The organism is Rhodanobacter ginsengiterrae, from assembly GCF_050026815.1.
Lineage (GTDB): Bacteria > Pseudomonadota > Gammaproteobacteria > Xanthomonadales > Rhodanobacteraceae > Rhodanobacter > Rhodanobacter ginsengiterrae.
The window spans coordinates 141,586-157,578 of sequence record NZ_JALBWO010000057.1 but is presented as its reverse complement, the minus strand read 5'-3'; the positions used below and the strand labels follow the sequence as shown (position 1 = coordinate 157,578).

Below are 15,993 nucleotides of genomic sequence, written 5' to 3'. Positions count from 1 at the left end.
ATGAACATCCCCGAGCTGTGCATCCGCCGACCGGTGATGATCACGCTGCTGATGACGGCGTTGCTGGTGTTTGGCCTGGTGGCGTATCCGCGGCTGCCGGTGAACGAACTGCCGAACGTCGATTTTCCCACCATCAGCATCAGTGCCAGCCTGCCCGGCGCCTCGCCGGAAACGATGGCCTCGGCGGTGGCCACGCCGCTGGAAGGCAAGCTGTCGACCATCGCCGGGATCAGCTCGATGAGCTCGACCAGCGCGCTCGGCTCGACCTCGATCACGCTGAGCTTCGAGCTGGACCGCAACATCGACGCCGCGGCGCAGGACGTGCAGTCGGCCATCTCGTCCGCATTGCGTCAGCTGCCGAAGGAAATGACCACGCCGCCCACCTTTCGCAAGGTGAATCCCGCCGACGCGGCGATCCTGTACCTGGCGATGAGTTCGTCCACGCTGCCGCTGACCCAGGTCGACGAATACGCCGAGACGGAACTGGCGCAGCAGTTGTCGATGGTCGATGGCGTGGCCCAGGTCAACGTGTACGGTTCGCAGAAATACGCGGTGCGCATCAGCGTCGACCCGGATCGGCTGGCCGCCGCCGGCATCGGCATCGACCAGGTGCAGAACGCGATCGCCGACGCCAACGTCAACCAGTCCACCGGTTCGCTGTACGGCACCCGCCAGCAGCTGCCGATCCGCAGCGACGGCCAGTTGCAACGCGCGGCGGCCTACAACGACGTGGTGGTGGCGTGGCGCAACGGCGCGCCGGTGCACGTGGGCGACATCGGCCAGGCGCGCGACAGCGTGCAGGACGACCAGCGCGCCAGCTACTACAACGGCGCGCGCGCGATCGTGCTGGCGATCCAGCGCCAGCCCGGCGCCAACACGGTGGCCACGGTGGACCGGATCAAGGCAGTGCTGCCGAGCTTCCGCACCAGCCTGCCGCGCTCGGTGAAGCTGGAAACCCTGTACGACCGCTCGCAATCGATCCGCGCCTCGGTCGACGACGTGCAGTTCACCCTGCTGCTGGCCGGTGCGCTGGTGGTGTTCGTGATCTACCTGTTCCTCGGCAACCTGTCCGCCACGCTGATCCCGGCGGTGGCGTTGCCGATCTCGGTGCTGGGCACCTTCGGCGTGATGTACGCGCTGGGCTACAGCCTGGACAATCTGTCGCTGCTGGCGCTGACCCTGGCGGTCGGCTTCGTGGTGGACGATGCGATCGTGATGCTGGAAAACATCGTGCGCCACATGGAAGCCGGCATGCCGCCGTACCAGGCGGCGCTGCTGGGCGCGCGCGAGGTCGGCTTCACCATCTTCTCGATGACGCTGTCGCTGATTGCGGTGTTCATCCCGGTGATGTTCATGGGCGGCATCGTGGGCCGGCTGTTCCATGAATTCGCGGTGGTGATCAGCGTGGCGATCCTGATCTCCGGCATCGTGGCGATCACGCTGACGCCGATGCTGTGCAGCCGCTTCGTCAAGTCACACGAGCATGCGAAGAAGAACTGGCTGATCGGCGGCTTCGATCGTGGCTTCGGCGCGGTGCAGCGTGGCTACGCGAGCAGCCTGCGCTGGTGCATGGATCGCCCGCGGCTGGTGCTGGCCAGCTTCGCACTGAGCCTGCTGGCCACCGCACTGCTGTTCTACGTGACACCGAAGGATTTCATCCCGGCCGGCGACAGCGGCCAGTTGCGGATCACTACCGAAGGCCCGCAGGACGTCTCCTTCGACGGCATGCTGCGGCGCCAGCAGGCGCTGGTCGACATCGTGGCCAAGGATCCGAACATCGGCGGCTACATGTCCACCGTGGGCGCCGGCGGCCCGCGCGCCACCATCAACAACGGCTCGATCCTGCTGCTGCTCAAGCCGGCCAGCGAACGCAAGCTCGATCCGGAGGGGATCATCCGCGAATTGCGGCCGCAGCTGGCCACCGTGCCCGGCATCCGCAGCTATATCCAGAACCAGCCGGCAATCCAGATCGGCGGGCGCCAGTCCAAGGCGCAGTACCAGTACACGCTGCAGTCGGTGAACCTCGATCAGTTGTACGAGTGGAGCGGCAAGGTGACCCACGCGTTCGCCGCGCTGCCGGGTTTCGAGGATGTCACCAACGACCTGGACCTCAACAGCCCATCGATCGTGGTCAAGGTCGATCGCGCCAAGCTGGCGCCGCTCGGCCTCAGCATGGCGCAGGTGCAGACCGCGCTGGGCATCGGCTTCGGCGAGAACCAGATCTCCACCATCTACGGCTCGGCGACGCAGTATTGGGTGATCCTGCAGATCGAGCGCCGCTTGCAGGACGACCCCTCGGTGTTGTCGCAGCTTTACGTAACCTCGGGCAATGGCAGCGTGGTGCCGCTCAGCGCGGTGGCCAGCTTCGAGCGCGAGCCACAGGCGCTCACCGTCAATCACCAGGGCCAGCTGCCGGCGGTGACAGTGTCGTTCAACCTCGCCGCCGGCGTCTCGCTCAGCGACGCGGTGGCCAGCATCAACACGGCGATGAATTCGATGGGCCTGCCGGCCACCATCAGCGGCAGCGTGCAGGGTACCGCGCAGGCATTCCAGCAGTCGCTGCAGGGCATGGGCATGCTGTTGCTGCTGGCGGTATTCGTGATCTACCTGGTGCTGGGCATCCTGTACGAAAGCTTCATCCACCCGCTGACGATTCTTTCCGGCCTGCCGGCGGCGGCCGTGGGTGCGCTGCTGACCCTGGTGATCTTCCACGCCGCGCTGGACCTGTTCGCCTTCGTCGGCATCGTGATGCTGATCGGCATCGTGAAGAAGAACGCGATCATGCTGATCGACTTCGCGCTGGAACGGCAGCGCGATGAAGGCATGGCGCCGGCGCAGGCGATTGCCGATGCCTGTCGGGTGCGTTTCCGCCCGATCATGATGACCAGCATGGCGGCGATGGCCGGTACCTTGCCGATCGCGCTGGGCATCGGTGCCGGCGCCGAAGTGCGCCGCTCGCTGGGACTGGCGGTGGTGGGCGGACTGATCTTCTCGCAGATCCTCACCCTGTATCTGACGCCGGTGATCTACATCCATATGGACCAGCTGCAGCGGCGCTTCCAGCGCTCCGGCAAGGCCTTGCCGGAAAGCTGACTTGCGGCGTTCAGCTGGCGCCGGCTAGGCTGGTTGCTCCTTCATCGGGAGCAGCCCGCATGCGCAGTCCGAGATTGATTCTCCGTGCCATCGTCGCGACCGCGGCCATCCTGATGGGTGCCATCGCCTGCGCCGGCACGCCCGCGCAAAGGGACGCCGCGGCGCTGCAGGCCCGGGCCGCCCAGCCATGGGACAAGGCCAGCCTGATGCACACCACGGTGCCCTTGGGCAGCTATCACGGCGTGCCCGTGGTCGCCGACCATCCCTGCTCGGATGTCTGTCCGCAGTACACCGTGCGCATCATCCACTACCAGCTGCCGGCGAATACCTCATGCGCCAGCGTGGGTGGCGTGGAGAAACAGGTGCTGGTGCCGGTCGCGATCACCGTGCTGCCGAAGACCTTCTGCATTCCCGAGCCGCTGGTGGCCTCGGGCGCCTACTACGCGAAGTAGCGACGCCATGCTCCCTCCCCCTGCAGAGCAGGGGGAGGGTTGGGGAGGGGGTTCGCTTTTAATCTTGTGCTCTTGAAGCGAAGAGCGACCCCACCCCAGCCCTCCCCTGCGAGCAGGGGAGGGAGCAGAAGCGGCATCCGTGGTTTTCTTCCGAGCGGAAGCTGCACCTTTGATTCCTCCCCCTGCTTGCAGGGGGAGGGCAGGAGGGGGTTCGCTTTTGATCTTCGATCCTGCGCCAAGAGCGACCCCCAGCTAAAGCCCTCCCCTGCGAGCAGGGGAGGGAGCAAGCGCGGGTTACTCGCCGGCGCCGTCCTTCGCGAACGCACCGGGCGCGGAACCGAAGTCGCCATCGGCCTGTGCGGCCATATAGGAGAACGCGGCGTACACCGCCACGTTCTGCGCCAGCTCGGCCGGATCGATCTTGTCCAGCGTGTCGTTGGCGGTGTGGTGCCAGTCGAAATATTTGGTGCCGTCCTGGGTCAGCGACAGCGCGGCCATGCCCTTGCCGTGCATCTGCGACAGGTCCGAACCACCACCGCCCGGGCGGGTGATGTCATACGCCACGCCCACCGGCTGCAGCACCTTGGCGATCTGCGCGATCGCGCCGCGCGCCGCGGGCTTCACGCTGGCACTCATGCGCCAGATCTTGCCGGCGCCAAAATCGGACTCGGTGCCGAGCTGGAAGTTCTTCACCTCGCCGGCGTGTTTCTCGGCGTACGCGCGGCCGCCCCACAAGCCCATTTCCTCGTTGGCAAACGCGATCACCCGGATCGTGCGGTCCGGCCGTTGCGGCAGGTCATGGATCAGCTTGCCTGCGGCCATGGCGATCGCCACGCCGGCGCCGTCGTCGATCGCGCCGGTGCCGGGGTCCCACGAATCCAGATGTCCGCCGATCGCCACCACCTGGTCGGGGTGCTTGCGGCCGGTGATTTCGCCGATCACGTTGGCGCCGGTGTACTCGCCGACCACGCCGCAATCCAGCTCGAGTTTGAGCATGACCGGCTTGCCATAGGCCAGCACGCGTTCCAGCTGGTCGGCGTCGGGATTGGACAGCGCCGCGGCGGGGATCGCCTTGGCCGGGTCCTGGAAGCCGGTGACGCCGGTATGCGCGATGCGCTGGTCGGCATCGGTGCCGGCCGAACGCAGCAGATAGGCGGCAGCACCCTTGTCCCGGGCGATGACCGCACCGGCCGTGCGCACCGCCGAGCCCATGCCGTAGCCGTGGCCGTCCTTTGCGCGCTCCATGCGGTAGCCGACGAAGACGATCTTGCCCTTGATGCTGGCCGGGTCGGCGGCCTTCAGCGCGTCCAGGGTGTCGAACTTCACCACTTCGGCGGTAAGTCCGCCTTTCGGCGTGCCGGCCGAGTAGCCCAGCGCGGTCAGCACCAGCGACTGCGGAAACGGCGCCACGATCGCGCCATGCTCGCTGCGGCGCACCCACAACGGGTAGCTCACCGCTTCGGTATAGACCTTGTCGTAGCCCAGCTCCCTGAACTTCGCCACCGCCCAGTCGCGGGCGCGCTGGTCGGCTGCGCTGCCGGCCAGCCGCGGGCCCACTTCGGTGGTCAGCGACGCGGTGATGCGGTAGGCGGTGTCGTCGTGCAGCGCCTTGTCGCGCAGCTGTTCGGCCGTCTTTACGGCTGTGGCGGGAATCGTGGTGTCGGCGGCACAGGCGATGCCGCTGGCGAGCAGGCCGGCGGCAAGCAGGGTAAGGGAAAGACGACGCATCGGGCAGCTCCGCGGAGGAAACCCCGATTATGGCGGCGTGGCTGTCGGCCGCTTAGGCCAGAAGTCATGGTTGGCCGAATGCATTTGTAGGGGCGCACCCTGTGCGCGATGCTCTTCGCCACGTCACGACTCAAGAGCATCGCGCACAGGGTGCGCTCCCACAACACGAGCTACGGCTTGTTCTTCAACAGGTCACGGATCTCGGTCAGCAGGACCACGTCCGCTGGTGGCGCCGCTGGCGCCTCTTCCTGCTTGCGGCTGAGGCGGTTGATCGCCTTGATCACCATGAAGATCGCGAACGCGATGATGATGAACTGGATCAGCGTGTTGATGAAGGCGCCGTACTGGATCGCCACCTCGGCAATCTTGTGCGCCGGATTGGTGTTGTCGGCCGGCTTCAGCACCCATTTCAACTCGCTGAAGTCGATGCCGCCGGTCAGCCAGCCGATCGGCGGCATGATGATCTGGTCGACCAGGGAGCTGACGATCTTGCCGAACGCGCCGCCGATGACCACGCCGACCGCCAGGTCGATGACGTTGCCACGCATCGCGAAAGCCTTGAATTCGCTGATCATGCTCATGCTGTTGATACTCCTTGCTGGGTCGGTTGGCAGGCCGAATGTAACGCAACAGGCGGACGCCGGAAGATCCGGCGATCAGACGATCCGACTCTGCAGTTCGGCCACCCCCACCAGTTCGGCGTGAAAGCGGTCGCCACGTTGCAGTGCGGCAACGCCGGCGGGCGTGCCGGTGAAGATCAGGTCGCCGGCCTTCAGCTCGAACAGCACCGACAGCGCCGCGATGATGTGCGGCACGTCGTGGATCATCTCGCCCAGCGCGGTCTGCTGACGCGGCTGGCCGTTCACGCTCAGGCGCAACACGCTGTGGTCATCCAGCGTCACCTCGCGCGCGGGGCGCAGCGCCGACACCGGTGCTGAATGGTCGAACGCCTTGGCCACGTCCCACGGGTGGCCCTTGGCCTTGGCCGCGGCTTGCAGGTCGCGGCGGGTCAGGTCCAGCCCCACGCCGTAGCCGAAGATCAGCGCACTGGCGTCCGCCGGCGCGATGTTGCTGCCGCCGGCGGCCAGCGCCACCACCATTTCCACTTCGTGGTGCAGGTCGGTGGTGACTGACGGGTAGGGCACGTCTGCGCCATCACTGACCACCGCGTCGGCCGGCTTGCAGAAGAACATCGGGGCCGACTTGTCCACGCTGGCGCCCATTTCGCGGGCATGCTCGGCGTAATTGCGGCCGATGCAGAACACCCGGCGGATCGGGAAGCGCTGGTCGGAGCCGATGATCGGCAGGCTGGCAACGGCGGGTGCGGCGATGGCGTAAGTCATGTCGGCAAGCGTAGCAAAGCGCTTGAACGTCGTCGCGTCCACGGCCCAGTTGGCGCGAGGTGGCAGCTGCGGTGCGTGAAGGCTACTCTCTGCACAGCCTTGCAGGCATTCGGCAAAGGCGTGAACGGCGACGCGAACCCGCCGGCAGGGGTTGCGGGCCGTTTCCAGGTTGATGTCGATCCGGTTCGATCGCGTTCGTCGCCATGGGGAGGACCAAACGATCTGCCGGGGCGGTCCACGATGGGCGTCAAGCTCCGGGCCTGGCCCGGGAGCCCACCCGGGTGACAGCTGTCATCGACGATGGCTGATGCTGCACCCTGATCGTGGCGTAGCTGATCGGCCAATCTTGCATCTATCGAGCACCCGGCATACCGGGCGGGGAACACGAGTGGATAACGCCGAACTGTTGAAGGAACTGCGCATCGAGCGCCACCAGCGCGAGGACCACAGCCGTGGTCCGGCGCGTTGGCCATGGATCGTCGCCGCGGTGATCGTGCTGCTGGCTCTGCTTGGCGGCGCCGGCTGGATGCTGCTGGGCCAGCGTGCGGTGGCCGTGCAGACGGCCACGGCGATCGCACCCAGTTCCGACAGCGAGGCCGGCGCGGTGCTGCAGGCGACCGGGTATGTCACGGCGCGGCGGCAGGCCACGGTGTCGGCACAGATCACCGGCACGCTGACCGCGGTGCTGATCGAGGAAGGCGATCGCGTCAAGCAGGGCCAGGTGCTGGCACGGCTGGACGACAGCGGCTACAAGGCCTATCTCGATGCGGCCAGGGCCCAGGCCGACGCCGCCCATGCCCAGGTGGCGCAGGTCCGGGCGCAGCTGACCCAGGGCATCCACGACGCGGCGCGACTGCAGGCGCTGGTCGGTCGCGGGCTGGTTTCGAAGCAGAGTGCCGAACAGGCGCGCAGCCAGGTCGACGGCCTGCGCGCCCAGCTCAATGCGCAACAGCAGCAGGCCAGGGCAGCCGATGCGCAGGCCGCGGTGGCGCAGGTGAACTTCGACTATTGCGTGGTGCGCGCTCCGTTCAGCGGCGTGGTTACCACCAAGGACGCGCAGGTCGGCGAGATCATCTCGCCGCTGTCCGCCGGCGGCGGTTTCACCCGCACCGGCGTGGGCACCATCGTCGACATGGATTCGCTGGAAGTGGATGTCGACGTCAACGAGGCATACATCGGCCGGGTCAAGCCGGGCATGCCGGCCGAGGCGGTGCTCGATGCCTACCCGGACTGGAAGATTCCTGCCCACGTGGTCGCCATCGTGCCCACCGCCGACCGCGGCAAGGCCACCGTGAAGGTGCGCGTGGCGCTGGAGAACAAGGATGCCCGCGTGGTGCCGGACATGGGTGCGCGCGTGTCATTCCTGGAACAGAAGCCGAAGTCCGCCAGCCTGCCGCAAGGCGTACTGGTTCCCGCCACGGCGATCGTGCAGCGCGAGGGTCGCAGCGTGGTGTTCGTGCTCGACGGCCAGCAGGTGCGCCAGCGCACCGTGATGCCGGCCGCGCAAGGCTATGGCGACCTGCGCCTGCTGCCGGCGATGGTGAAGGCCGGCGACAGCGTGGTGGTGTCGCCACCCGCAGCATTGAAGGACGGTTCGGACGTCCAGATGAAAAAGCCGTAGCGCGTTTCCTTCCCGACAAAATTTCATGTGCATCGGAGATCCACCATGGGCACCTTGATCGACATCCAGAATCTCGCCAAGACGTACGAGCGCGGCAAGCAGAAAGTGGAAGTGCTGCGCCACGTGAACCTGGCGATTGCCGAAGGCGATTTCCTGGCCTTGATGGGCCCCTCCGGTTCCGGCAAGACCACCTTGCTCAACCTGATCGGCGGGCTGGACACACCCAGCGCCGGCAGCATCAGCGTGGGCGGCCAGCGCATCGACCAGCTCGGCGGCGGCGCGCTGGCGAAGTGGCGGGCCTCGAATGTCGGCTTCATCTTCCAGTTCTACAACCTGATGCCGATGCTGTCGGCCCAGCGCAACGTGGAACTGCCGCTGCTGCTGACCAAGCTGTCCGCGTCACAGCGCAAGAAGAACGCTGCCATCGCCTTGCAACTGGTCGGCCTGTCCGATCGCGCCGGCCACAAGCCGAGCGAGTTGTCCGGCGGCCAGCAGCAGCGCGTGGCGATCGCCCGCGCGATCGTTTCCGATCCGGCCTTGCTGGTCTGCGACGAGCCGACCGGCGACCTCGATCGCCAGTCGGCCGAGGAGGTGCTGGGCCTGCTGCAGCAGCTCAATCGCGATCACGGCAAGACCATCGTGATGGTCACCCACGATCCGAAGGCGGCCGAATACGCCAGCCATACGCTGCATCTGGACAAGGGCACCCTGGTCGAACAGGCAACGGCGTGAGGACACAACGATGAAATACCTTCATCTGATCTGGGCGGCGCTGTTCCGGCGCAAGACCCGCACGATACTCACGCTGGTGTCGATCATTGCCGCGTTCCTGCTGTTCGGCATGCTCGATGCGGTGCGCACGGGTTTCGACCAGGCCGGCAACAGCGCGAATGGTGCCGAGCGGCTGCAGACCGGTTCCCGGCTTTCCTTCATCCAGACCCTGCCGCAATCGCTGGAAGCAAGGATCGCGCAGGTGCCCGGCGTGAAGATGGTCACCTACGCCAACTGGTTCGGCGGCGCCTACCAGGATCCGCACAACCAGGTCTTCAGCTTCGCCGTGGAGCCGAACTACCTCGACCTCTATCCGGAGATGGAAGTGAGCGCGGCCGAGCGCAAGGCGTTCGACACCACCCGCACCGGCGCGCTGGTCGGCGAGAAGCTGGCCCAGCGGTTCCACTGGAAGGTGGGCGACAAGATTCCGATGCAGTCGACGATCTTCCCCAACCATGAAGGCAGCAAGAACTGGACCTTCGACATCGTCGGCATCCTGCATTCGAAGGACAAGAAGTCCGGCGGTTTCTACGACCAGATGTTCCTGCTGAACTGGAAGTACTTCGACGAAACCACGCCGTACAACCGTGGCCAGGTGGGCTGGTATGTCACCCGCGTCACCGACGTCAACCAGGCCGACCGGGTGGCCAGGGCGATCGATGCCATCTCGGCCAATTCGGACCATGAGACTCGCACGCAGACCGAGGCCGCGGCCACCGCCAGCTGGATGAAGCAGCTGGCCGATATCGGCCTGATCGTCACCTCGATCATGGGCGCGGTGTTCTTCACCCTGCTGCTGCTGTCGGGCAACACGATGATGCAGGCCGTGCGCGAACGCACTTCCGAACTGGCGGTGCTGAAGACGATCGGCTTCTCCAGCCACAGCGTGCTGGCGATGGTGCTGGCCGAGTCGGTGCTGCTGTTGCTGCTCGGCGGCGTGCTGGGTCTGGCGCTGGCGATGCTGGTGGTCGGCGGCGTGCATGCGGCAATGGGCGGCGCGATTCCGATGGCGCCGGTGGATGGCGGCATCTGGTTGCGTGGTTTGCTGTTGATGATCGCCGCCGGCCTGCTGGTCGGTGCTTTGCCTGCCATGCGCGCGATGCGTCTGAACATCGTCGACGCACTGGCCGGGCGCTGAGGAGAACAACCATGTTCCTGCATTCCCTGATGTTGTTTTTCTCCGCAGTCACCGTGCTGTCGGTGCTGCTGCTCGCCGTGTGGATGCTGCTCGCCCGCCAGGGGCGCCAGGCCATCTCGGTCACCGCAGTCGGCATCAGCACGCTGCGGCAACGGCTGGGCATGTCGTCGGTGATCGTGATCGGCATCGCCGGCGTGGTGGCGGTGCTGGTGGCGCTGCTGGCGATGAGCGACGGCTACCGCGAGACGCTGAGCAAGACCGGCAGCACCGATACCGCCATCGTGATGCGCGGCGCTTCCGCTTCGGAGGTGATGTCGGTACTCGACCACGACAGCGTGACGCTGATCCCGCAGACCGCCGGCATTGCCAAGGACGCGAAGGGCCAGCCGATCGCCTCGCCCGAGCTGGTGGTGGCCGCGAACTTGCCGATCAAGGGTGGCCAGCCCGACGAAGAGGGCAGCGTGCAATTGCGTGGCGTCAGCGACCAGGCCTGGGCGGTGCGACCGAACCTGAAGATCGTCGAGGGCCGCAAGTTCACTCCCGGCCTGCGCGAACTCATCGTCGGCAAGGGCGCGGCCAGGCAGTTCGCCGGGCTGGAACCGGGCCACGAGATCCGTCTCGGCAGCCAGCTGTGGACGGTGGTGGGCGTGTTCGCCTCCGGTGACTCGATGGACTCCGAAGTGTGGGGCGACGCCGGCGTGGTGGCCGACACTTATCGCCGCGGCAGCAGCCGCGCATCGGTCACCGTGAAGCTGGCCGACCCGGCCGCGTTCGATGCGTTCAAGGCCACCCTGGAAGCCAATCCGCAGCTGAAGGTGGACGTCAGCACCACGCTCGACTACTTCAGCAAGCAGTCCGAAGGCATGAGCAGCTTCCTCACGGTGATCGGCATCGTGGTCGGTTCGATCATGGCGATCGGTGCGATCTTCGGCGCGCTCAACTGCATGTTCGCCGCGGTCGCGGCACGAGCGCGCGAGATCGCCACCTTGCGCGCGATCGGTTTCCGCGGATTGCCGGTGGTGGTGGCGGTGATGCTGGAAACCATGCTGCTGGCCCTGCTCGGCGGCCTGATCGGTGGCCTGCTGGCGTGGCTGGTGTTCAACGGCTACAGCGCATCCACGCTGGCCGCCGGTTCGGTCGGCAAGCTCAGTTTCGAGCTGCGGGTTTCCGCCCAGCTGCTGTGGGTCGGCCTGCTGTGGGCGCTCACCATCGGCTTCATCGGCGGCTTGTTCCCGGCCGTGCGAGCCGCGCGGCTGCCGGTGACCACGGCGCTGCGCGAACTGTAATACCGAGCTGCGGGAGCGAGTCCTGCGCGCTCCTGCACATGTTCCAGTGCATCGCCGGCGGCAGAGGGTTCAGCGTCAGGCGAAGAGCGACCCCCAGCTAAAGCACTCCCTGCGGTCGCCCAACCCTCCCCTGCGACCGAAGGAAGTCCCTTGAGGGGCCAGCAGGTGAGGGAGCAGAGCGCGCCGCCTCACGAAGGGAGCGGGGGAGGGAGCAGAGCACGTCGCCTCACGATGGATTCCCTCCCCCTGCTTGCAGGGGGAGGGCAGGAGGGGGTGCGCTTTTGATCCTGGCCCAGGCGAAGAGCGACCCCGCCACGCAACCCTCCCGGAAGCAGCTCAGCGCCGAGGCACATCCGTCGAAGCCACGTCGCCGGCAACCCTGCCCCCAACCTGCCGCTTCAGCTTCGCCAGCGTGATCACCACCAGGCCGCCCAGGATGATCGCCATGCCCAGCAGGTCATACGGTCCCAGATGCTCGCCGGCCAGCAAGATGCCCAGCAGCACGGCAACCGGCGGATTCACGTACGCATAGCTGGTGGCCAGCGCCGGCCGCGCGTGCTTGAGCACATACAGGTAGGCGCTGAACGCGATGATCGAGCCGAACACCGCCAGGTAGAGCAGCGCCAGCGTGGCGTGCAGGGTGGGCTGCGACGGCAGGCGTTCCCCGCTGAGGAAGCCGAACGCCAGCAGCGCGACGCTGGCGGTCAGCATCTGCGCGGCGGTGTTCATCGGCCCGCGCGGCATGTCGCGCCCGCGGCTCCAGGCCGAGCCGAAGGCCCAGCACATCGCCGCCACCAGCAAGGCCAGCGCGCCGAGGCGCGAGCCGGACAAACTGCTGCCCAGGTTCAGCACGATCACGCCGGCGAAACCGATTACCAGCCCGACGGTTTCGCGCCGGTTCGGCCATTGGCCATACATGCCGGTGAACAATGCGGCGAACAGCGGCATGCTGGCCACGGCAACCGCGGCAATGCCCGAGCTGACCCGTTCTTCGGCAAAACACACCAGGCCATTGCCCATGCCCAGCAGCAGCAAACCGGTGAACGCGGCATTGCGCCACTGCAGCGCCGTCGGCGCCGCCATGCCGCGCCAGCGCAGGAATCCGTACAGCGCGATGCCGGCACCGAGGAAGCGGATACCGGCCAGCAGGAACGGTGGGTAGCTCTCCAGCGCGAAGCGAATACCCAGATAGGTCGAGCCCCAGATCACGTACAGCGCCAACAGCGACAGCGGGATCAGGATGCGGGGATCAGTCAGGCTGCGCGGCGTAATGACCGCGTCGGAAGCAGGGGTATCGGACATGGGGGCGCGTCGTGTGGGGACGGCGCATTATCCGCGTGTTGAGCGTAGGAGCGCACCCTGTGCGCGATGCTTTCCGTCACGTGACGAAGAGCATCGCGCACAGGGTGCGCTCCTACAGATGGCTCAATGGGCGACCGGACGCCCCTGGCGGACCACCACGAACTCGCCTTCCAGCACGGCCGGCTGCGCGTGGGCGGACGCTGCGGCGGACTTCGCCGGCGCGCGCCCCAGCTTCCACTGGCGCACGGCCAGCAGCACGATGCCGCCGACCAGCAACACGCCAGCCACCACCAGCCCGAACACCAGCAACACAGCCAGCACCGCCACGCCCAACAGCAGCGAAAGCGCGCGGGCCAGCGGGTGGCGGGGACGACGAATGAGAGGCAGGGCGAAGTGCATGTGTTAAAAATCCGTGTGGTAAAATCAACGACTTACACCACCACCTTGGGGCCTTCCGTCCCGCGAGACAAGTGCCGATGGATATATCCCCTCCCGCCGAATTGTCGCAGCCAACGGCCCTGTGCCGGCTCGACGACATCCCCGATGGCGGCGCCACCGCGGTCGATGCCGTCATGGCCGACGGCGAGGAAAGCCTGATCCTGCTGCGTCGTGGCGATCAGGTCCACGGCTACCTCAATGTCTGTCCGCATGCCGGCCGCCGCCTCGACTACGCCCCCGGCAAATTCCTGCTGAAAAGCGACACCCTGATCTGCGCCGTGCACGGCGCCACGTTCAATCAGGGTGATGGCCTGTGCATCGCCGGACCATGCCGCGGCGAACATCTGCGCACGGTCACGCTGCAGGTGGACGACGGCGAAGTAAGGCTCGCCTGAACTTCCTGCTCGACGCTTGTGCCGCTGCCTGTGTGGCGGGGGAGGTTGGGGGAGCAATGCCGCCTTGTTCCTCCCCCTGCTTGGCAGGGGGAGGTCAGGAGGGGGTAGCCCCGGGTGGCGAGATGCGCAAGATCAAGAGCGACCCCCAGCTAAAGCACTCCCTGCGGTCGCCCAGCCCTCCCCTGCGAGCAGGGGAGGGAGCGCAGCCGCTATTCGGTGACCATCTGCAGGTTGTCCTGCAGCGCGCTGCTGTCGCGCTCGCTGGTCATGTCATAGAGGTTGTAGCGTTTGGACAGGCGGGCGCCGCCGTCGCGCAGCAGGGGTTGCCACAGGATGTTGGCGCTGCTGGTGTGCGAGCTGGGCAGCATCAGGTCGAACGGGATCGACAGATAGATGCCCTTGTCGAAACTGCCCTCGCCGAACTGCTTGGCCGAGACATTGGTGAAGGTGGCATACGCACCCATGCGCACGCCGTTGTGGAACGTCCGCGAGAGGTCGATGGTGGCGCCGCGGTCGCCGGCCAGGTAACGGCCGTAGCTGAGCGCCAGGGTCACGCCCTGGTAGCCGAGGTCGAAGTAGCCGGTCACGTGGCCGGTGGCGACGTGGTATTTGCGGAACGAGAAGTCCTGGTCGAAGCCGCGCTGCTTCACCCAGTTCGCGTCGACGCCGATCGCCCAGCGCTCGCCCATCGGCCGGTACAGCATTTCGCCGCCCACGCCGCCGTACATGCTTTCCAGCATGCCGCCGTATAGAAGGCCATACAGGTCGGTGCCAAGACGGCGGCTGGCGGTCAGCTGGAACACCGGCATGGTCAGCCGCGAACTGGTCAGGTACTCGCGCACATAGGTGCGCACGCGCGGCAGGTTGCTGGGCGCGTCGTACTTGAACTGGTTGTAATTGTTCAGCAGGTTGGCACTGAAGTTGCCGCTCCACCACAGGTTCGGGGTGAAGTGGAAATTGGCGTCGTAGTTGGCATAGACCTGGTACAGGATGAACGCGTCGGGACCGCCCAGCGACTGCGCGTAACCCAGCGCCAGGCTGCCGCTGAATTTCTTCGGCGTGGCGCGGTACAGCACTTCCTCATGCTGCGGCAGCGGCGGGTTCTGTTCCACGCTGCGGCGAAATGCGGGCAGGTCGATGTCGTAGGTGAGCAGTTCGTCGAAGCGCTGCCGATGCACGCTGGTGGCCACGATCGGCAGGCCTTCGCGGGTGGACACCACGGTGTACCAGTCGGTGCCCGGTGCCAGCTGGTTGTCCAGCACGCGCGCGGTGCGACCCAGCGCCTTGGCCGGATAGAAGTAGCGCTGCTGCTCGCCGGTCACCACCACTTCGCGGCCACGGCGGGCGATCTTCGACACCTGGATGCCGGCGTTGTCGTGCAATTGCTTGCTCACCGCCACCCAGTCGACCTGTTGCGGTGTCTGCGTGGGCGGGGTGCTGGCGCGTTCCGGCACGGGCGGGTCGAGCAGCTTGGTCGGCCCGGTGCTGCGCGCCAGATTGGTGTGCAGGGTGAAGCCGAACGTCGCCACGCGCCCGCGTTCCAGCGCCAGGCTGAAGTCGACATTGCGATTCAGCCGGTACACCGCGCCGATGTTGATCGGCGTGCGCTGCGGCTGGTTGTTGCCCTGTGGCTCGTGCTTGTAGTCGTTGCCTTCGTATTCCAGCTTCAGGATCAGCGGTTGCCACGGCGTCTGGTAGCTGATGCCGCCGAACAGCGCGGTGCGTCCGCGGAAATAGTTGCGGCTGTTGAACTGGCCACCGGGATTGTTGCCGCGTCCGGGACGCGTATCGAATCGGCTGCTGAGGATCGAAAGCGGGTTGCCGACATCACCCCGACTGCCCATGTAGCCCCAGGCCATGCCCAGGCTGGCATCGATCGGGCCGAAGCGCTTGCTGGCCACCACGTATTCACTGGAGAACAACCCGGTACCGCCCAGGTCGCGGATGCCGACGGACACGGTCGGCAGGTAATGGCTTTCGCGCCACACTCGCACCTTGGCGTCGATCGACTTGTCCTTGAGTGTCTGGTTGCCACTCAGGTTGGACGGTCCATACAAACGGTTGCTGATGCTGATGTAGCGGAAGCTGCCTTCCAGCCACGGCAGCGGCTGCAAGGTGAAGTTGTAGCGCGTATACGGCGAGGTACGACTGGCGGTGAAGCCCACTTCGCCATCGTCGGCCATGCGTGCGGTGGGCGTCTGCAGCAGGCCGGCGCCGCCGAAATCGCTCTGCGTCGGTGCGTTCTGCGCATGCACCGAGCAGGTCAGCAACCAGCCGGCCAGCGGCAGCAGGCAGGTGCATTGGCGTCGGATGTGCTGGAGGGTGTTCAAGCCTGGAGGTTCCGTGGCGTGGTGCGATGGTGCGGAGTGGGGTTGGCCGGGTGCGTGCTGAGGCGAAGATCAAGAGCGACCACCCCACCCCAACCC

At 66.4% G+C, this 15,993-nt stretch carries 13 protein-coding genes; 7 read left to right on the top strand and 6 right to left on the bottom strand.

Features of this window, described 5'->3' with window-relative positions; all coding sequences use genetic code 11:
• Both ACQGNJ_RS15695 and ACQGNJ_RS15690 read left to right on the top strand, forming a co-directional pair.
• Positions 1 to 3,093 carry an efflux RND transporter permease subunit gene (locus ACQGNJ_RS15695; protein WP_426690187.1) on the top strand — a complete coding sequence of 1,031 codons (3,093 nt, stop codon included), beginning with the start codon at positions 1 to 3 and terminating at the stop codon, positions 3,091 to 3,093.
• 59 nt (positions 3,094 to 3,152) lie between these two features.
• Positions 3,153 to 3,545: a hypothetical protein gene (locus tag ACQGNJ_RS15690; RefSeq protein WP_426690186.1), complete on the top strand. Its 393-nt coding sequence runs from the start codon at positions 3,153 to 3,155 to the stop codon at positions 3,543 to 3,545.
• Between the two features lie 294 nt (positions 3,546 to 3,839).
• Here ACQGNJ_RS15690 and ACQGNJ_RS15685 read toward each other — a convergent pair whose 3' ends face one another.
• From ACQGNJ_RS15685 to ACQGNJ_RS15675, 3 genes are all read right to left on the bottom strand, one after another.
• Positions 3,840 to 5,273, bottom strand: a complete 1,434-nt coding sequence (locus ACQGNJ_RS15685) for a M20/M25/M40 family metallo-hydrolase (RefSeq protein WP_426690185.1) — start codon at positions 5,271 to 5,273, stop codon at positions 3,840 to 3,842.
• 170 nt (positions 5,274 to 5,443) lie between these two features.
• Positions 5,444 to 5,854 carry a large-conductance mechanosensitive channel protein MscL gene (mscL, locus tag ACQGNJ_RS15680; protein ID WP_426690184.1) on the bottom strand — a complete coding sequence of 137 codons (411 nt, stop codon included), beginning with the start codon at positions 5,852 to 5,854 and terminating at the stop codon, positions 5,444 to 5,446.
• A gap of 75 nt (positions 5,855 to 5,929) precedes the next feature.
• Entirely contained in the window at positions 5,930 to 6,616 is a 687-nt protein-coding gene (locus ACQGNJ_RS15675; RefSeq protein ID WP_426690183.1) for a fumarylacetoacetate hydrolase family protein, read from the bottom strand.
• Positions 6,617 to 7,004: 388 nt separating this feature from the next.
• Here ACQGNJ_RS15675 and ACQGNJ_RS15670 point away from each other — a divergent pair, with 388 nt between their 5' ends.
• The 4 genes from ACQGNJ_RS15670 to ACQGNJ_RS15655 are packed head-to-tail and all read left to right on the top strand — an operon-like array spanning position 7,005 to position 11,432.
• Positions 7,005 to 8,237, top strand: a complete 1,233-nt coding sequence (locus ACQGNJ_RS15670) for an efflux RND transporter periplasmic adaptor subunit (protein ID WP_426690182.1) — start codon at positions 7,005 to 7,007, stop codon at positions 8,235 to 8,237.
• 45 nt (positions 8,238 to 8,282) lie between these two features.
• A complete protein-coding gene (locus ACQGNJ_RS15665; RefSeq protein WP_426690181.1) occupies positions 8,283 to 8,969 on the top strand; it encodes an ABC transporter ATP-binding protein in 687 nt (228 codons plus the stop codon).
• Between the two features lie 10 nt (positions 8,970 to 8,979).
• Complete coding sequence (locus ACQGNJ_RS15660) at positions 8,980 to 10,146, top strand: ABC transporter permease (RefSeq protein ID WP_426690180.1); 1,167 nt, start codon at positions 8,980 to 8,982, stop codon at positions 10,144 to 10,146.
• An 11-nt stretch (positions 10,147 to 10,157) separates the two neighbouring features.
• Entirely contained in the window at positions 10,158 to 11,432 is a 1,275-nt protein-coding gene (locus tag ACQGNJ_RS15655; protein ID WP_426690179.1) for an ABC transporter permease, read from the top strand.
• A gap of 336 nt (positions 11,433 to 11,768) precedes the next feature.
• Here ACQGNJ_RS15655 and yedA read toward each other — a convergent pair whose 3' ends face one another.
• Positions 11,769 to 12,734 carry a drug/metabolite exporter YedA gene (gene yedA, locus ACQGNJ_RS15650; RefSeq protein ID WP_426690178.1) on the bottom strand — a complete coding sequence of 322 codons (966 nt, stop codon included), beginning with the start codon at positions 12,732 to 12,734 and terminating at the stop codon, positions 11,769 to 11,771.
• A 123-nt stretch (positions 12,735 to 12,857) separates the two neighbouring features.
• Entirely contained in the window at positions 12,858 to 13,133 is a 276-nt protein-coding gene (locus ACQGNJ_RS15645) for a hypothetical protein (RefSeq protein WP_426690177.1), read from the bottom strand.
• Between the two features lie 77 nt (positions 13,134 to 13,210).
• Between ACQGNJ_RS15645 and ACQGNJ_RS15640 the strand changes: the two genes are divergently transcribed.
• Positions 13,211 to 13,567 carry a Rieske (2Fe-2S) protein gene (locus ACQGNJ_RS15640; protein ID WP_426690176.1) on the top strand — a complete coding sequence of 119 codons (357 nt, stop codon included), beginning with the start codon at positions 13,211 to 13,213 and terminating at the stop codon, positions 13,565 to 13,567.
• Positions 13,568 to 13,776: 209 nt separating this feature from the next.
• Here the strand turns inward: ACQGNJ_RS15640 and ACQGNJ_RS15635 are convergent, their stop codons facing one another.
• Complete coding sequence (locus ACQGNJ_RS15635) at positions 13,777 to 15,897, bottom strand: YjbH domain-containing protein (protein ID WP_426690175.1); 2,121 nt, start codon at positions 15,895 to 15,897, stop codon at positions 13,777 to 13,779.
• Positions 15,898 to 15,993: the final 96 nt, after the last annotated feature.